Raw genomic sequence first — 16,046 nt, 5'->3', positions numbered from 1 at the left:
CATTAGTCATTTTACAAAGGTGAACCCATGAGTTCGTCCACCCCGACCAACACTTCGAAGCTGGATCGCATCCTCGCCGATAACCAGCGCGACAAGGAAATGGGCTACCGCGATAAGGCCCTGAAGATGTATCCGCACGTCTGCGGCCGCTGCGCCCGTGAGTTCTCCGGCAAGCGCCTGAGCGAACTGACGGTGCACCACCGCGACCACAATCACGACAACAACCCGCAGGACGGCTCGAACTGGGAGTTGTTGTGCCTGTACTGCCACGATAACGAACACTCGCGGTATACCGACCAGCAGTATTTCGACGAAGGCTCGTTGAGCACACCGAAAATCGCCAAGGCCACGCACAATCCGTTTGCGGCGTTGGCGGGGTTGATGAAGAAAGAAGATTAAAAACAAAGATCGCAGGCTGCGGCAGCTCCTACATTCGATGTATACCTTGTAGGAGCTGCCGCAGGCTGCGATCTTTTGATCTTTCCTTTCAACCCCCCTCGCTGCCGCCCAATCCCCGTATAATCGCGCTTTTTTCCCGAAAGGCACCCCGCTCGTGGCAGACAAACGGTACAGCTGCATTGGTTTGTATAACCCCAAATCACCGGAGAACGTCGGTTCGGTGATGCGCGCCGCTGGCTGTTATGGCGTGGCGTCAGTGTTCTACACCGGCAAGCGCTATGAGCGCGCCGCCGACTTCGTCACCGATACCAAGCGCGTGCACTACGACATCCCGCTGATCGGCATCGACGACCTGAAGAAGATCCTGCCGCTCAACTGTGTGCCCGTCGCCGTGGAACTGGTCGAAGGCGCCCGCCCGTTGCCGGAATACACCCACCCGGATCGCGCGCTCTACATCTTCGGCCCGGAAGACGGATCGCTGGATAAAGAGATTCGCGACTGGTGCGAAGACGTGGTCTACATTCCTACCACCGGTTGCATGAACCTGGCCGCCACGGTCAACGTCGTGCTCTACGACCGCATGTCCAAGGGGCTCAATACCCGCTCCGGGCCAAAATTCCGCTGAATCGCCGCACATCCGATTGAACGAGCTGCCTGCCCAGGCGGTCAGCTTGACTATCGATCACCCAAGCCTGGAGACAGACCATGAGCGAACTCAAACGCGTCGAGCGTATCGAATCCACCCCGTTCCAGAGCCCTTCCGAGCAAAACGTGCAGGGCTGGGAACGCATCGGCTCCCTGGCCGGCGGCGTGGTGATGGTGGGCAAGGGCCTGCGTCGTGGCGGGATCTTTGGCCTGATCCAGGTGGCCATCGGCGGCGTGGCCCTGGCGCGCGGCATTACCGGCCACAGCTCGGCGAAAAGCCTGCTGGAGAAAGGCCGTCAGGACATGAACAACGTGCGGGCGAAAATCCAGCGGGCGGGTGAAGACTTGAAGACGCTTAAGGACAATGCCGAAGCGGCGACCAAAACTGCGACCGTTACCGGCAATGATTCGTTGAAGTCGCCGAAAGCCGGGGGTTGATCCTGGAATTGTGCTGAGGCAACCGGCCTCTTCGCTGGCAAGCCAGCTCCTACATGTGATTTGTGCCGTACACAAAACCAATGTAGGAGCTGGCTTGCCAGCGAATGGCGGTGCTACTGAAGCAATTCGGTACTCAGTACCTTTGAAGAACCATCGATCACGCTCTCGCTGAGCTGAACAAATGCCTTGGTATCGATATCCCCCAGCCGCATCGCCCCGCGCAACACATCATCCAGCGAACGCTTGTTGTGGGTTTTCAGGCGAATCTCGCGATCCAGCTCCTGCAGCAACACCACCGCCCTGGCCACCTGAACCGCAGTGATCTGTTCACCGCGCAGCGTGGTGACTTTCTGGCTGCTCTTGACCAGTCTGCCGTGCAGGCTCTCGTAGCGTTCATCGCTCATGCCGCCGGCCCGGCGCACCAGTTCGATGGCGTAATACTCGGCAAAGCCTTCATTGATCCAGTCACTGCGCTGCGTGCCGTTGATCCGCCCGAACACCTGGGCCAGCTCACGAACCAGGGCACTGGTGCCGCTTTCGCTGACCAACGGCAGGTGACTGTTGAGATAGATCGACTCGTGCGCCGACCGGCTGCCGCGCCACATGGGATCATTGGCCCCGACGATCAGCAGTTTGCCAGGGTGTCGCGGATACAGCGCCTGCACTTGTGGCCAGACGAAGGTCAGCAGGGTCAGCACATCCATGCGGCGCATACCCTGCCCCAGCGGAGAGGCGACGGTTACTTCAGTCTCGCCCAGACGAGTACGGCGGCTACCGAGCTGGCCGGCGAGCATCCAGCCCGTGGGTCGATCGAACAATCGGGAAGGGTTATCGATACGAAACTTGTTCTGGCCAATCCGTGGCCACGCGGTTTCAACGCTTTTCCAGCCACCGGGCAGCTCGAATTCAAGGCGCGAAACCAGTTCGATGCCGTCCTGTTGATCGAGTCTGGCAGCCGGCACCAAATCGTCGCCGCGCATCAACGCCCAGTTTGGCGTCATGCGCGTGTCGAAGCTGCCGCTCTTGCGCCCGTGGTTGATATTCACGCGGTAAGTCAGGCTGGCCTTGTCGGCAGTCGGACGCCAGATGCCGCGCGCCGCTTTGCCGGGGGTCAGTTGCCATTGGCCGTCGGCCTTGAAATCGCTGTAGTGGCTGCCGTCGCCGAGGTCGAAATCCAGGCTGCGTACCGCCGAGCCCTGGGCGAGCGTCAGGCGCACTTCGGCCTGATCGCTCTGGGGCAACAGGCGCACGTGATAATCCAGATTGACCTTGTTCGCTGCCCATACGGGCGAATTCACGACCAGTAGTCCAACGACACACGCCTGCCGCCATCCCACAGCCATACACACTCCTTCGTGAAACGTTATACGTTCGGCCGTCAGCCCGCGCGGAAAATCAGGTGATCTTCCCAATCATCTTCCGACACGCTGCCTTCGGCGAGCATGCGCCCGGACTGGGAAATCCGCTCGTGATGAACAGCATCGCGATCACCGCACACCAGGTGATGCCACAACGGCAGGTCCTTGCCTTCGCTGACCAGGCGATAGCCGCAGGTCGGCGGCAGCCATTTGAATTCGTCGGCCTTGCCCGGCGTGAGCTGGATACAGTCCGGCACGGAGTCTCGGCGGTTGGGATAGTCCGTGCACTGGCAGGTTTTCAGGTCCAGCAGTTTGCAGGCGATGCGCGTGTAATAGACGCTGTTGTCGTCTTCGTCTTCAAGCTTTTGCAGGCAGCACAATCCACAGCCGTCGCACAGCGACTCCCATTCCTCCTGATCGAGTTGATCGAGGGTTTTGCGTATCCAGAACGGTTCTACTTTGGCGGCCATGGTTCGAGCATCGACATCAGGTGGTGAAAAGGCCGCCAGTCTAGTGCCCGAAAGCCCGTGGGCCAAGCATTGGCGACTGTCGGTAGAACGGGCTTGTCAGTTTTTGCGCTGCCAAGTAGGGTTTTGCGTCGCTCCCACTTTCAAACGTAGCAAGGAATCTCTTGATGAGTGCCAACCCACGCGTTGCCGATTACGCCATTCACCCTCAGTTCACCGATCGCTGGTCGCCCCGCGCCTTCACCGGCGAAACGATTCCAGAGCAAACCCTGCTGAGCTTCTTCGAAGCCGCCCGCTGGGCACCCTCGGCCTACAACTCGCAACCCTGGCGCTTCCTCTACGCACGTCGCGACACGCCGAACTGGGAGCGTTACCTGGGCCTGCTGAACGAATTCAACCGCAGCTGGGCGCAACATGCTTCGGCCCTGGTGATCGTGATCTCGAAAACCACCTTCACCGCGCCTGGCGCCAGCGAAGAAACCCCGGCCCTGTGGCACACCTTCGACACCGGTTCCGCCTGGGGTCACCTGGCCTTGCAAGCGAGCCTGAGCGGCTGGCACACCCATGGCATGGCCGGTTTCGACCAGGAACTGACCCGCAAGGAGCTGAACATTCCTGAAGGTTACGCCCTGCACGCCGCCGTCGCGGTGGGCAAGCTGGGGGACAAGGCAAGCCTGGCCGATTACCTGCAAGCCCGTGAAGAGCCTAGCCCGCGTCGTCCGTTGAGCGAGTTGGCGGCTGAAGGTGATTTCACCCTCTAACAGCAAAAGATCGCAGCCTGCGGCTGCTCCTACAGGAGTACACATAATCCTGTAGGAGCAGCCGCAGGCTGCGATCTTTTTTCGCTGCGCCTCAATACCCGCGATCGAAATCCACTTCCCCGCGCAACGCCTCACCCGCCTGATACGCCCACAGGTTCTCGACAAACAGCTTCACCATCATCGAAGGCGAAGTCGGTGCCGAGCTGTGGCCGGTCAGCAGCAGGCCCCAGGCTGTCCAGAATGGATGACGCTGGGGTAACGGCTCCTGACGGCACACGTCGATCACCGCACCCGCCAGATGCCCTTCCTTCAAGGCATCCACCAGATCCGCATCGACCACCGCCACACCGCGCCCGGCGTTGATGAACAATCCGGTCGGCTTGAATTGCTTGAACAGCGCCGCGTCGTAGATATCGTGGGTGTCCGGCGTGTTCGGCAGCAGATTGACCACGTAATCGACTTCACCGACCAGCCGCGGCAAATCCGCCAGTGAACCGACTTCGATAAATGGGGCCTGTTCCCGCGCGCTGCTGGCAACGCCATACAACTGGACGCCGAACGGCACGAGGAACTGCGCGACACTTTGACCGATATCACCCGTGCCGACGATCAACACCTTACGCCCCGCCAGGCTCTGGCCATGGCGGCTGTCCCATTTGCGCTCGACCTGGCTGACCAGTCGCGCCAGCACTTCACGTTCGTGACCGAGCATATACGTGAGCACATACTCGGCCATGACCTGGCCGAAGATGCCGACGGCACGCGTCAGGCGATAGTGCCGCGGCAAGCCATCGGCCAGCAGCGGCGTGATGCCGGCCCAGGTCGATTGCAGCCATTGCGGTTGATGGCCCTGGCGTAACAGGGTCGCCAGCAAATCTGGCTGGCCGAGCCACACCGGACAATCGGCGGCCTGGCTGGCCAGTTCGGCGGAATCGCCGCTGGTCAGCACCTCCAGGTCCGGTGCCGCCTCGCGCAACAGTTGGGCGTACACGGGGTGGTCGTGTTCAGCAATCAGGACGCGCATGCTTCAAACCTTTCAAAAACGGTGCAGACGGCCGCCGACAGAGCGGTGCTCCGTCGATGCTGCCATCGCAAAAATCAATCAGTGTTTCATAATCACTCTGAACAGAGCCTGTCTGCCGTTCACATCGGATCGTTACGACGCAACAATTCTTCCGGCAGGTGCTCGATGTACTCGTCTTCGGCAGGCGGCATTTGCAGGTGATAACCCTGTTTGTCGAGATTTTCCAGCACGACCGTGATGTCCTCGCGCGACAGCTTGCGTTCGGGGCTCAGCACCAGGTCGAACGCGTGGATGGCCTTGCCGAAAGCTGCCATCAGGGGATCCGGCACGCGCTCCAGAGCATCGCTCTTGAGCACATACAGGTACATTTCGTTTCTCTTCGAGCTGCGGTAGATGGAGCAAATACGTTTCAAGGCTGTTCTCCGGCGGTGGCCAGGCTGTCGAGCAGCGCCTGGCCCATCAATTCGCGGCGCCAGCCACGCAGCGAATCAGGCAATTGGTAGGGACCATTGGGAAAGCCGCTCTTGAGCAGCGCTTCCAGGGTTTTCTTGCGCAGCATCAGTTCCGGCGCAATGTTCAGGCGCTCGGCTTCGGCCTGGCCGATGGCTTTCATCTGTTTGAGCAGCACGGCAGCGTCCACCGGCAATGGCTCCGGCACGGCTGGTGGCCATTGATCAGGCGACACACTGCCAGAGCGCTTGATCAGATCAAGCAGAAACTCACCGTCCTGACGCACGGTACGCGGGTGCATATCTTCGATTTTCGCCAGGGCACCGAGGTTGTCCGGTTGCGTGCGCGCCAATGGCCACAACGAATGCTCGCGGATAACCCGGTTGCGCGGCAGGTCACGGGCGCGGGCTTCCTTTTCGCGCCAGGCGCAGAGCTCACGCAAAACGGCGAGTTGGGCGCGAGACAGCTTCCAGGCCAGCTTGGCATCGCGATAGACCTCGTACGGATCGATCTCGCGGCGCAGGTTGGCCACCAGTTCGGCGCCGTCTTCCAGGACCCAGGCGTATTTGTCGTCTGACAGCTTTGGACGCAGCTTTACGAAGACTTCAGCCAAATGCACGGCATCTTCGGCGGCATAGCTGATCTGGGTTTCGGAAAGCGGACGTTGCAGCCAGTCGGAACGGGTTTCACCCTTGGGCAGGTCAATGCCGAGCACTTCCTGCACCAGCCGCGAATAGCCCATGGAAAAACCGAGGTTCAGGTAAGCGGCAGCCAGTTGGGTATCGAACAGTGGAGCCGGCAGGCTGCCGGTCAGGCGTAGCAGGACTTCGAGGTCTTCGCTGCACGCGTGGACAACTTTGACCACCGCCGGGTTTTCCAGCAACGCGGCCAATGGTTGCCAGTTGTCGATGGTCAGCGGGTCGATCAAATAGGCACGAACGCCATCACCGATCTGCAGCAGGCCGGCGATTGGGTAGAAGGTGTCGACCCGCATGAATTCGGTGTCGAGGGCAACGAAGGGCAACTGCTGCCACTCGGCACACAACCGTCCGAGGCTATCGTTGTCGCGAATCCAGTGAATATCGATGGCCACACGGCTCTCCCTTGAAGAATGGCGCGCAGTATATATCGCCCCCGGCGATTTCCGCGCATCCACTGAACAAGAGCGTTAGCGAAAATTACTGCGTGACATACAGAATAGTCCTACAAAGCCGGGCTAGCTGGTCTTACCCAGCACGTAGATCCGCATCCGCGCGCAACCGGGAAAAAAGTCCTGATGGCTGAGCAAACGGAAACCCGCCTGCCTGAACTCGCTTTCCACCTCGGTCTTGCTCGGTAACGGCCCTTCCACACGCGAGCGCGCGGCCTTGGAACGACCGTCGAGGCGCACCGCGACAATCACCGTATCGCGACTGACCCGGTAAAACTCGCCAAGCATCGCCAGGCGATGTTCCGGGTTAGTAAGGTACTGAAACAGTTGCATGCAAAAAATGCAGTCAACCGCGTTCTCGGACAAGCCAATCGAGAACGCGGAACTTTGAAAGGTCTTGACCCGTTTCAATAGACTCTGAGGGTGATGGGTGCGGGCGTGATCAAGGATGTCTTGAGACGGATCTGTCGCGAGAATCACCCGATTCGCATGCTCGGCCAGCACCGACCAGAAACGCCCCACACCGCAGGCCACATCAAGGATCAGGCCCGGCTCGCCGGCGACCTTGAGCGCATTGCGCACCAGACGCTCCTCACGCCAGAGCGCCAGACGCCCGGCCAGGCCCGGCGCTTGCGGCTGAAGGCAGACGCGCGCGTGCTCCCGGTCGTAGCGCCGGGCAATCTCAAGCTCGATGGCGGATGGAGGCTGAGCGGACATGTGCAATGGCTCTTGTTGAAAGTTCTACAGGCCGCAAGTCGGCGGCCGCCGCGTGCAACAAAACCGGAGCACTCATTCTTTGGCCAACACACCGTCGACCACTGGACCACGACAGCCGGCAAACATGTCCAGGTCCTGGTTGTAGACCTTGCTGTTGACTTCCAGCAGGCCAAGCATCGAATGGAACAGGTTGTCCTGGCTCAGGGGCTTTTCACGACTCTGTTGCAGGCAACGGGTATCTACCGCAAACGACTTTTTATAGCTGTCGGAGAACCACGCAAACATGGCTACATGCTTTTGCTGCTCGGGTGCGAGCATGTAAGGCGTGCCGTGGAGGAACAAGTTGTATTCACCCAGAGACTCGCCGTGGTCCGACAGATACAGCATCGCGGTATCCACTTTGTCCTGGTTACTGCGCAACAGATCGATCAAGGTCGACAGTACATGGTCGGTATATACCAAGGAGTTATCGTAGCCGTTGACGATACTTTCGCGACTGCAATTGTTCAGGGCATTACTCTCGCAAACCGGGGTGAAGCGCTCGAACTCTTTCGGATAACGCTTGAAGTACTCCGGACCGTGGCTGCCCATCTGGTGCAATACCAATACTGTGTCCTTGTCCAAGGTATCGATGAAATGTTGCAGTCCCCGCAGCAGGATTTCGTCGCGGCATTCACTGTTGGCGCACAGCGCCGGATCTTTCAGATTGCTGACGTCTTCAATAGTGACGCGATCGCACGTACCTTTGCAGCCTGACTGGTTGTCACGCCAGATCACGTCGATACCCGCATGTTTGAGCACATCCAGCAGGCCTTCTTCGTTCTTTGCCTTGCTGGCGTTGTAGTCCTTGCGCCCCATATTGGAAAACATGCAAGGCACCGATACGGCGGTTTCAGTCCCGCAGGAATGCACATCGGTGAAGGCGATCAGGCCATCTTCCTTACTCAGTTTCGGCGTGGTGTCGCGGCTGTAGCCAAGGATGCCGAAGTTCTCCGCCCGGGCACTTTCACCCACGACAAGAACCGTCAGGGACTTGCGCCCGTGAGTTTGCCAGGCCGGATTGCGCTGGGCATCTTCACCGATTTTGACAAAGGGTTGCCGTGCAGTCGCTACCTTCTCGCGCAAGAAACCAGCCGAGGCACCAATGTAGTTGCTTGGCACCACCATCAGGCGCAACTCGTGGTGATTGCGAAACAGCGAAGAAAGACCTTGATAGTTAACCAGTGCAACACCGCCAATGACCGCTGCCGAGAAAGAAATCACCAGGACTTTACTCAGTAGTTCACGGTGCCAACGACGATAATCAATCGGTGTCTTCCACAACAGCCAAGTCGGTAAAACGCCGAGCAGCACAATATAAACAAACAACTTTAGCGACAGTAAGTCGCGCACTTCCGTGGCATTGGTTTCAGCGAAGTTACGCAACATGCCGGTGTCGATCAGAACACCATACTGGCTCATGAAATACGCCACGCCTGCGCTGATCATGAACAGCAGGGTCAGGACCGGCTTGAGCACCGGCCGGAACGCCAGCAAGGTCAGTACAATGTTGAAGGCCGCGAAGATCATCATCCCAAAGGCCACGCGCATGACAATGCCTTTGCCATCGGATGCGGTGATTTCGAACAGGTGTTGCCAGAGCACAAAATTGAAGCCAACTAATAAAAGTGCACTGGCAATCAGTGTCACCCACTCGGGGCGCACGGCTTTAATCTTAAGCATGAGGTTCGGCGGGTCCTGTAAATAAGTGCCTTCGGTAAATGTGAAAATTTCATTTACCGAGACAGCTCTAATTTTAGGTAGCCAACCATCAATTTTTTGTGAAAAAGAAGCCAACAATTAGTTGGCTTATAAAACCAGCCTGAGACTTTCAGAGTATTTGAGAAGGTTTCAGCTCTGGTTCAGCATCAACTCAAGCCTGGTGCAAATACCAGCGCCAGTCCTGCTCACCGACCTCCCCCATGAATTGGCGATATTCGGCGCGTTTCACCGCCAGGTAGACACCGAGGAATTCCTCGCTGAACGCTTCCCTGGCCCAACTGGAACCTTCCAGCGATCGCAATGTGGTCAGCCAGTCTGTCGGCAACAGTTTCGCAGCCTGGGCGTAGCCATTGCCCTCCACCGGCGCACCAGGGTCGAGTCGTTCGCGGATACCGCGATGAATACCCGCCAGAATTGCCGCAGCCGCCAGATAGGGGTTGGCGTCAGCGCCACAAATTCGATGCTCGATGTGCCGGGAATACGCCGGCCCGCCCGGTACGCGCAAACTCACGGTGCGATTGTCCACGCCCCAGGTGGCCGCCAGAGGCGCATAGCTGTTGGCCTGGAATCGACGGTAAGAGTTGGCGTTGGGGCAGAACAGCAACAGCGAATCGAGCAAAGTACTGAGCATGCCCGCGACAGCCTGCTTGAGCAGTGGCGTGCCATCCGGAGCTTCGCTGGCGAAAAGGTTGTTGCCGTCCTTGTCGGCCAGGCTCACGTGCATGTGCATCCCGGTGCCGGCCAGGTCATCGAAAGGCTTGGCCATGAAGCAGGCGGTCATGCCGTGCTTGTGCGCTACCCCCTTGACCAGACGCTTGTAACGCACCGCTTCGTCCATTGCCTGTAATGCGTCGGTGCGGTGTTCAAGGGTGATTTCCACTTGCCCCGGCGCGTATTCGGAAATGGCCGTGCGCGCTGGAATCCCCTGGAGCTTGCAGGCGTTATAGAGATCGGCCAGGAACGGTTCGATCTGCTCAAGCTCGCGCAAACCATAGACCTGAGTACCGCGCGGACGCCCGCCATCGACATCCCGTGCCGGTTGCGGCCGGCCATTGCTGTCACGTTGTTGATCCAGCAAATAGAACTCCAGTTCCGCCGCCATGACCGGGTAATAGCCGTCGGCCTGTAAACCTTCGATGACTTTCGCCAGCAAATGACGGGGATCGGCAATGGTGGCGGGCATGCCTTGCGTCGGGTGCATGCTGACCTGCACGGCTGCGGTCGGTATCAGACGCCACGGCATACGCGTGAGGCTGCCGCTGATCGGGTAGGCCCGACAGTCGATATCCCCGACATCCCAGACCAGCCCGGAGTTTTCCACGTCATCGCCATTGATGGTCAGGCCGAGGATGGTGCTCGGCAATGGCCGCCCGCTTTCATACACCGCCAGCAACTCGTCACGATGCAGCAGTTTGCCGCGCGGTACTCCGTTGTTGTCGAGGATGAACAGCTCGAACATTTCAATGTCCGGGTTCTGCTCCAGAAATGTCTGAGCTTCAAGCCTGGTGGCAAACGAGGTCGTGGCACAACTCATGGGAATTCTCTTTTTCCGTGTCAGACGGGTACGCAAAAGCACCCGAACTTTAATCCCGGTATCAACCGGAACAGGTAGGAACAATCAGCGGAAAAAGCTGGAGTCCGGCGGGCGCGCATGGCGGCAATGCCATAGCGCCCAGAAGGCCAGTTCAGATGGAAGTGCAGAGAGGTTTGGCGCGGTGGCGGGCGAGAATCGACGACCAAGGCTCGACGCTCGCGCGTCGATGGATGCCTTGAAGTGGATTGCGACTGGCCAACCGTCCATAGAGAGAACCGCAGAAAACAGGTGACCCGCAGCGTCACACGATGGGTTGAGTCGTTAAATCTGGATTTGAAGAACCTTGGATAAGGCCTGACTAAACATTTGACTGTTCAGGGGTGTCCCTGTGGGAGCGACTTGTATTTGATTTCTAAATACCACCCCAGACTTTCTGATTTGCGCCCTTCGGGTCTAGCGCGCGTTAATCGCCGGCATATTCTTCAAGGTCCGCTCATGGAAAACACCCGAGTCAATTCCCGCCCTGCCGTCTGGTTCATGTTCAGCATTGTCCTGGTTGCGCTGAACCTGCGCCCTTCAATGGCCGCTGTCGGGCCGCTGCTCTCGGCGATTCGCGACGACATCCCGCTGAGCTTCAGCCTGGCTTCACTGCTGACCATGTTGCCGGTGATGGCCATGGGGCTGGCGATGTTTGTCGGCCTGCGCGTCAGTCAGCGACTCGGCGACCAGCGCACGGTGGTGTTCTCGTTGCTGATCATCGGTGTGGCCACGCTTTCGCGGTTGTTCCTTGATTCAGCGGCGGAGCTGCTTCTCAGCGCGGTACTGGCAGGTATCGGGATAGCCCTGATCCAGGCCCTGATGCCAGCGCTGATCAAATCCCGCTTCAGCGACCATGTCGCCCTGTGCATGGGCCTCTACGTCACGTCGATCATGGGCGGTGCCGCCATGGGTGCTTCCTTTGCGCCACTGGTGATGGAACGTACCGGCAGCTGGCGTATGGGCCTGGCGATCTGGGCGGTTCTCGCCGTGCTGGCATTGCTGCTCTGGGGAACCCAACGGGCGGAGATGCCGATACGGGATTCAAAGGCCTCCAGTAATGGTTCGTTCTTCGCCAATTCCCGCGCGTGGTTACTCGCGATCTTCTTTGGTCTGGGCACTGCGTCCTACACCTGCGTCCTGGCCTGGCTGGCGCCGTACTACGTGGAAAAGGGCTGGAGCGAGCAGCACGCCGGATTGCTGCTCGGATTTCTGACCGCCATGGAAGTGCTGTCGGGCCTGCTGACGCCCGTCATCGCCAATCGCAGCCGCGACCGCCGTGTCGTGCTGATGGTATTGCTTGCACTGATCATCGCCGGTTTCTGCGGATTGATTCTGAGCCCACAACATTTGAGCCTGATGTGGCCATGCCTGCTGGGGCTGGGCATTGGCGGCCTGTTCCCGATGAGCCTGATCGTATCGCTGGATCATCTGGACAATCCCTTGCGCGCTGGTGGCCTGACCGCCTTCGTTCAAGGCATTGGCTACTTGATCGCCGGCCTGTCGCCGCTGCTGGCGGGGATAATCCGCGACCGGCTCGGCAGCTTTGAATGGGCCTGGTGGTCGCTGACAGTGGTCATGGCACTGATGATGTTGATGGTTTTGCGCTTCAACCCAAGGCACTACACCCGCCACATCCATTGATCCGGAGCCTGCCATGAAAACCATCGGTTTCGCCGCCGCTCACGCCAGCATGCTGCTTTGGGCCTTGTTGATCGCCGCATCGTTTTCCGCGGCGGCGCAAGTCAGCCAGGCCATCGACCCGATCCTGCTGACGGGTTTGCGCCTGCTGTTTTGTGCATTGGTGTTTCTGCCGCTGTTGCTGCTGAAAGGCGACGCAATCATGACCGCTCGTGGGCTGCTCGGTCACGCGGTGCTCGGCCTGCTGCTGGCGCTGTACTTCGGCTCGCTGTTCGAAGCATTGCGCTACACCTCGGCCGTCAACACCGGGACGGTGTTCACGCTGGTGCCGCTGATGACCCTGGTTTTCGAGGCCGTGCTGACACCTGACGGCAGCCTGAAACAACGGATTGTGCCGATGCTGCTCGCCGCTGCCGGGGCGGTTTTGCTGATCATGAAAGGCACCGGCCCCGGCGAGTTGCCATCGCTGTATGCATTGACCGTGTACGGCATCGGTTGCCTGGCGATGGCGCTCTACGCTCCCCTCAGCCAGCGCCTGAAAGCCAACAGCCTCAAAGGGCGCGGGCCGGTGCCCATGACGTTCTGGAACATGCTGTTCGGTGCGCTGTTTCTGCTGGTGTTCTGTGGATTCAGTGGCGGTTGGCGCTCGGCATCATTGCTGACGCTCAACGATTTCTATTGGCTGATGTACCTGGCGGTATTCGCCACCCTGGCGACGTTTTGGCTGCTGCATCGGGCCATCGGCGTGATCGCGCCGTCCTCGGTGATTTCCTACATCTACCTGAGTACGCTGTTCATCACCCTGTTTCACTGGCTATGGGGGCACCAGATGCCCCTGCCGCTGGAATTGGCTGGCGCGGTGCTGGTGGGCATCGGCATGTTCGCGCTGTTGATGTCCAGCCGCCGCGCCGTGCCGGCGATGGCCCAGGGCTGACACGAGCTTGGGCGAAACGTCCTGCAAGGCGTTCTCCCTGCTCGCTCATTGCGCTAGGATCATTCGCTCACCTTCGCGCACGGTCAGCGCAAGGGACGCAGCGAGACGCAATGGATGCTGAACAGTAATTCGCTCAGAAAACTCGACATGCAGGACCTCATGGTGTTCGTCGCCGTGTATGAGCAAAACAGCGTCACCGGCGTATCCGAGACGCTTTGCATCAGCCAGTCCACGGTGAGTTACTGCCTGAAAAAACTGCGCCGCAGTTTCGAGGACGAGCTATTTATCAATACCCGTACCGGCGGCATGCAGCCCACCTGCAAGGCCGGTGCGATGTACCCTCACGCGCTGAAAATCCTCGAAAGCATCAACCTGTGTCACGCCGGCCCACCCACGTTCGACCCCGGCCTGAAACCCGTGACCTTCAACATCTGCGCACCGGAATATTTCGAACAGTTGATCCTGCCGCGCCTGCTGAAACGCTTCGACCTCGCCAAGCTTCCGGTGATGGTCAATGTGTTCAAACTCGAGGCCGATGTCCCTGCCGAAGCGTTGCGCGACGGCAGCCTCGACCTGGTGATGTGCTTCGGCCCGCACTTTCATCGCAGTCACGTCGACTCCAAATCCCGGACGCTGCTCGAAGACGATCTGGTGTGTGTTTTCGACAAACGCGCCACGCCGGCGGAATCGCGCTTGAGTCTGCAAACCTATGTCGAACGTCGACACGTGTTCCCGACACCCTGGACGTCCGCCACCAACATGGTCGACGGCTGGCTCGCGCAGCAGGGGCAACAACGCCAGATCGTCGTACGCGCCAACAGCTACAGTGCAGCGCTGAAGCTGATTACCGGCACCGACTATGCCCTGACCCTGCCCCGGCGCATCCAGCAACTTCTGGCCAACACAGACACCTTCAATCACTGTGAAGCGCCCGAAGGCTTGCCGGGTTTCACCCTCGACATGCAGTGGAACCAGGGTGTTGATCAGGACAGCGCCAACACCTGGCTGCGAGAGCAAGTGATCCAGGCCTGCGTCGAGCAGGAAACGGCCTGATACTCAGTTGCTGATGGCGGTCTTGCTGTAGGAATCGCGATCGATGTCGAGAATTTCCACACACAACTGGACCTCAACGCCACTCGGCCACTCACACAGGCCCTGAACCACCTCCAGCAGGCTTTCGGAGAGCTGTTTCTTGATCTGTGCGGAACGACCACTCAACAGCGCCAGTTTCACATGCACGAATGCCCGCTCAGCCAATGCCGTGCCAACCTTGAATGTCTCGACCATGACCGCGCGGCTCTTGATGTCAAATTCGGCAGAAAATTGACCGGAACCCACCAACGTATTGTTCAACCGCATCAATGCCACATCGGCATTCAAGTCAGTCAGGTTGGCGGAGTATTCCATGTGCAGGTGAGGCATGAGTCAGATCCTGTAGGTAGGGGGGCAGGTCGTACATATAACACAGCGTCGCCCTGTTCATTCGGGCAGCGGCAAAACCGCACGCTCACTCATGAACGCCTCCAGACGCGAGCGTAACCAACGCTCGGCGGGGTCGGTGTCGACATGACTGAGCCAGACCATGGACAGGTCCAGGGTGGGTGTCTTGAACGGAAAGGGTTCCTTGAACAGCATTCCCGATGCAGCCATCGCCTCGGCGGTGTAATCCGGCAGACTGGCAATCAGGTCCGTCCCGGCGAGCAAGGCTGGCAACGCACTGTATTGCGGTACCGAGAGCACTACCTGGCGAGTGCGACCGATATCTGCCAGCCACTCGTCGGCATAGCCACTGACGTTGGCGGTATGGGACACCAGCACGTGTGGTCGCGCGCAATATTCATCGAGGGTCAGCGGTGTGTCGGAGGCATCGGCGCGCAATATGCTGGGCTGGATGTGCCGCAGCAACTTGCGCTTGGCATTGGCTGGCAAGCCACGGGTCTGGCTGATACCCACCGTGATATCACCAGACGCCAGCAAGTCGGGAATCCGCCAGTAATCGACATGCTGCACCACAAACACCACGTTGGGCGCTTCCTGGCGCAAGACTCGCAGCAATGGCGGCAACAGACCAAACTCGACATCGTCGGACAGACCGATGCGAAACGTCATCGTACTGCTGGCCGGATCGAAATCATGGGTCAGGCTCAAGGCCACGGACAAGGAGTCCAGCGCCGGCGACAGATGCTTGATGATCTCCTCTGCCCGCGCTGTCGGCTCCATGCGATGGCCGACGCGTATGAACAGCGGATCATTGAACATTGCACGCAAGCGGTTGAGCGCCGAACTGATGGTCGGCTGACCGAGAAACAGTTTCTCCGCCACCCGAGTGACATTGCGCTCGAGCATCAGCGTTTCGAATACCACCATCAGGTTGATATCCGCCTTGCGAAGTTCGTTGCGATTCATCCACTGCCCCCGATGTCCAAATCTGCTGACAGTTTAGGTAGCTGGTGCGACTGCCGTCTATCCGACTCAGGTCCAACAGCCTGACGCGGATGGGTTTATCTGTGTGTCGCTGGAACCGTTGACGCACACGCTGGAGCGGTTGGGGCAGTAGGAGCGAGCTTGCTCCCACAGGGAACAGCGTTTGAGGTGTACGGAGGCCAAAAACAAAACCCCTACCTGCGTGCGCAGATAGGGGTTTCGGAATTTAATCTTGACGATGACCTACTCTCACATGGGGAAACCCCACACTACCATCGGCGATGCATCGTTTCACTGCTGAGTTCGG

General features: G+C 59.1%; 17 protein-coding genes. 7 read left to right on the top strand and 10 right to left on the bottom strand.

Translation table 11 applies throughout. The features are described 5' to 3' along the window. Positions 1–27: 27 nt before the first annotated feature. The 3 genes from KW849_RS26210 (at position 28) to KW849_RS26200 (ending at position 1,482) form a co-directional block, all read left to right on the top strand. Entirely contained in the window at positions 28–399 is a 372-nt protein-coding gene (locus KW849_RS26210) for a YajD family HNH nuclease (protein ID WP_007898702.1), read from the top strand. A 154-nt stretch (positions 400–553) separates the two neighbouring features. Continuing rightward, a complete protein-coding gene (locus tag KW849_RS26205; protein ID WP_007993783.1) occupies positions 554–1,024 on the top strand; it encodes an RNA methyltransferase in 471 nt (156 codons plus the stop codon). Between the two features lie 80 nt (positions 1,025–1,104). After that, positions 1,105–1,482: a DUF2892 domain-containing protein gene (locus tag KW849_RS26200; protein ID WP_218432151.1), complete on the top strand. Its 378-nt coding sequence runs from the start codon at positions 1,105–1,107 to the stop codon at positions 1,480–1,482. A gap of 113 nt (positions 1,483–1,595) precedes the next feature. Here KW849_RS26200 and KW849_RS26195 read toward each other — a convergent pair whose 3' ends face one another. Beyond that, positions 1,596–2,825: a hypothetical protein gene (locus KW849_RS26195; RefSeq protein ID WP_218432150.1), complete on the bottom strand. Its 1,230-nt coding sequence runs from the start codon at positions 2,823–2,825 to the stop codon at positions 1,596–1,598. Between the two features lie 35 nt (positions 2,826–2,860). Then, positions 2,861–3,310 (bottom strand): YcgN family cysteine cluster protein, encoded by a 450-nt coding sequence (locus KW849_RS26190; protein ID WP_218432149.1) that lies wholly within the window; start codon positions 3,308–3,310, stop codon positions 2,861–2,863. Between the two features lie 164 nt (positions 3,311–3,474). On the opposite strand from KW849_RS26190, the gene KW849_RS26185 reads away from it, so the two are divergent. Then, positions 3,475–4,068: a nitroreductase family protein gene (locus KW849_RS26185; RefSeq protein ID WP_008049218.1), complete on the top strand. Its 594-nt coding sequence runs from the start codon at positions 3,475–3,477 to the stop codon at positions 4,066–4,068. A gap of 91 nt (positions 4,069–4,159) precedes the next feature. Here KW849_RS26185 and KW849_RS26180 read toward each other — a convergent pair whose 3' ends face one another. The 6 genes from KW849_RS26180 to KW849_RS26155 form a co-directional block, all read right to left on the bottom strand. Then, on the bottom strand, positions 4,160–5,092 hold the full coding sequence (locus tag KW849_RS26180) for a D-2-hydroxyacid dehydrogenase (RefSeq protein WP_218432148.1): 933 nt from the start codon (positions 5,090–5,092) through the stop codon (positions 4,160–4,162). 119 nt (positions 5,093–5,211) lie between these two features. Further along, complete coding sequence (locus KW849_RS26175) at positions 5,212–5,505, bottom strand: YcgL domain-containing protein (RefSeq protein WP_108218515.1); 294 nt, start codon at positions 5,503–5,505, stop codon at positions 5,212–5,214. Then, positions 5,502–6,635 (bottom strand): ribonuclease D, encoded by a 1,134-nt coding sequence (gene rnd / locus KW849_RS26170; RefSeq protein ID WP_218432147.1) that lies wholly within the window; start codon positions 6,633–6,635, stop codon positions 5,502–5,504. Before rnd ends, KW849_RS26175 begins: the two co-directional genes overlap by 4 nt. Positions 6,636–6,758: 123 nt before the next feature. Then, positions 6,759–7,409 (bottom strand): class I SAM-dependent methyltransferase, encoded by a 651-nt coding sequence (locus tag KW849_RS26165; RefSeq protein WP_218432145.1) that lies wholly within the window; start codon positions 7,407–7,409, stop codon positions 6,759–6,761. Between the two features lie 72 nt (positions 7,410–7,481). Then, positions 7,482–9,131 (bottom strand): phosphoethanolamine transferase, encoded by a 1,650-nt coding sequence (locus KW849_RS26160; RefSeq protein ID WP_218432143.1) that lies wholly within the window; start codon positions 9,129–9,131, stop codon positions 7,482–7,484. A gap of 190 nt (positions 9,132–9,321) precedes the next feature. Further along, entirely contained in the window at positions 9,322–10,704 is a 1,383-nt protein-coding gene (locus KW849_RS26155; RefSeq protein WP_218432142.1) for a glutamine synthetase family protein, read from the bottom strand. A gap of 495 nt (positions 10,705–11,199) precedes the next feature. Between KW849_RS26155 and KW849_RS26150 the strand changes: the two genes are divergently transcribed. The 3 genes from KW849_RS26150 (at position 11,200) to KW849_RS26140 (ending at position 14,368) form a co-directional block, all read left to right on the top strand. Further along, positions 11,200–12,384, top strand: coding sequence for a cyanate transporter (locus KW849_RS26150; protein ID WP_218432139.1), 1,185 nt, complete (start codon positions 11,200–11,202; stop codon positions 12,382–12,384). A 13-nt stretch (positions 12,385–12,397) separates the two neighbouring features. Next, complete coding sequence (locus KW849_RS26145; RefSeq protein ID WP_218432138.1) at positions 12,398–13,315, top strand: DMT family transporter; 918 nt, start codon at positions 12,398–12,400, stop codon at positions 13,313–13,315. A 114-nt stretch (positions 13,316–13,429) separates the two neighbouring features. Beyond that, positions 13,430–14,368, top strand: coding sequence for a LysR family transcriptional regulator (locus KW849_RS26140; protein WP_218432137.1), 939 nt, complete (start codon positions 13,430–13,432; stop codon positions 14,366–14,368). Between the two features lie 3 nt (positions 14,369–14,371). Here the strand turns inward: KW849_RS26140 and KW849_RS26135 are convergent, their stop codons facing one another. Then, entirely contained in the window at positions 14,372–14,737 is a 366-nt protein-coding gene (locus KW849_RS26135) for a 5-carboxymethyl-2-hydroxymuconate Delta-isomerase (RefSeq protein WP_218432136.1), read from the bottom strand. A 57-nt stretch (positions 14,738–14,794) separates the two neighbouring features. Next, on the bottom strand, positions 14,795–15,721 hold the full coding sequence (locus KW849_RS26130; RefSeq protein ID WP_218432135.1) for a LysR substrate-binding domain-containing protein: 927 nt from the start codon (positions 15,719–15,721) through the stop codon (positions 14,795–14,797). Between the last annotated feature and the right edge of the window lie 325 nt (positions 15,722–16,046).

It is taken from the genome of Pseudomonas sp. PDM26 (assembly GCF_019219185.1).
Taxonomy (GTDB): Bacteria; Pseudomonadota; Gammaproteobacteria; order Pseudomonadales; family Pseudomonadaceae; genus Aquipseudomonas.
The sequence above is the reverse complement of the archived record's forward strand: the minus strand, read 5'-3'. Positions and strand labels throughout refer to the sequence as shown.

What these genes read in the sequence shown, in the direction of transcription:
- KW849_RS26210 (WP_007898702.1), top strand. Translation starts at nt 28, where the DNA reads ATGAGTTCGTCCACCCCGACCAACACTTCGAAGCTGGATCGCATCCTC.
- KW849_RS26200 (WP_218432151.1), top strand. Translation starts at nt 1,105, where the DNA reads ATGAGCGAACTCAAACGCGTCGAGCGTATCGAATCCACCCCGTTCCAG.
- KW849_RS26195 (WP_218432150.1), bottom strand. Translation starts at nt 2,825, where the DNA reads ATGGCTGTGGGATGGCGGCAGGCGTGTGTCGTTGGACTACTGGTCGTG.
- KW849_RS26190 (WP_218432149.1), bottom strand. Translation starts at nt 3,310, where the DNA reads ATGGCCGCCAAAGTAGAACCGTTCTGGATACGCAAAACCCTCGATCAA.
- KW849_RS26185 (WP_008049218.1), top strand. Translation starts at nt 3,475, where the DNA reads ATGAGTGCCAACCCACGCGTTGCCGATTACGCCATTCACCCTCAGTTC.
- KW849_RS26180 (WP_218432148.1), bottom strand. Translation starts at nt 5,092, where the DNA reads ATGCGCGTCCTGATTGCTGAACACGACCACCCCGTGTACGCCCAACTG.
- KW849_RS26165 (WP_218432145.1), bottom strand. Translation starts at nt 7,409, where the DNA reads ATGTCCGCTCAGCCTCCATCCGCCATCGAGCTTGAGATTGCCCGGCGC.
- KW849_RS26160 (WP_218432143.1), bottom strand. Translation starts at nt 9,131, where the DNA reads ATGCTTAAGATTAAAGCCGTGCGCCCCGAGTGGGTGACACTGATTGCC.
- KW849_RS26155 (WP_218432142.1), bottom strand. Translation starts at nt 10,704, where the DNA reads ATGAGTTGTGCCACGACCTCGTTTGCCACCAGGCTTGAAGCTCAGACA.
- KW849_RS26150 (WP_218432139.1), top strand. Translation starts at nt 11,200, where the DNA reads ATGGAAAACACCCGAGTCAATTCCCGCCCTGCCGTCTGGTTCATGTTC.
- KW849_RS26145 (WP_218432138.1), top strand. Translation starts at nt 12,398, where the DNA reads ATGAAAACCATCGGTTTCGCCGCCGCTCACGCCAGCATGCTGCTTTGG.
- KW849_RS26140 (WP_218432137.1), top strand. Translation starts at nt 13,430, where the DNA reads ATGCTGAACAGTAATTCGCTCAGAAAACTCGACATGCAGGACCTCATG.
- KW849_RS26135 (WP_218432136.1), bottom strand. Translation starts at nt 14,737, where the DNA reads ATGCCTCACCTGCACATGGAATACTCCGCCAACCTGACTGACTTGAAT.
- KW849_RS26130 (WP_218432135.1), bottom strand. Translation starts at nt 15,721, where the DNA reads ATGAATCGCAACGAACTTCGCAAGGCGGATATCAACCTGATGGTGGTA.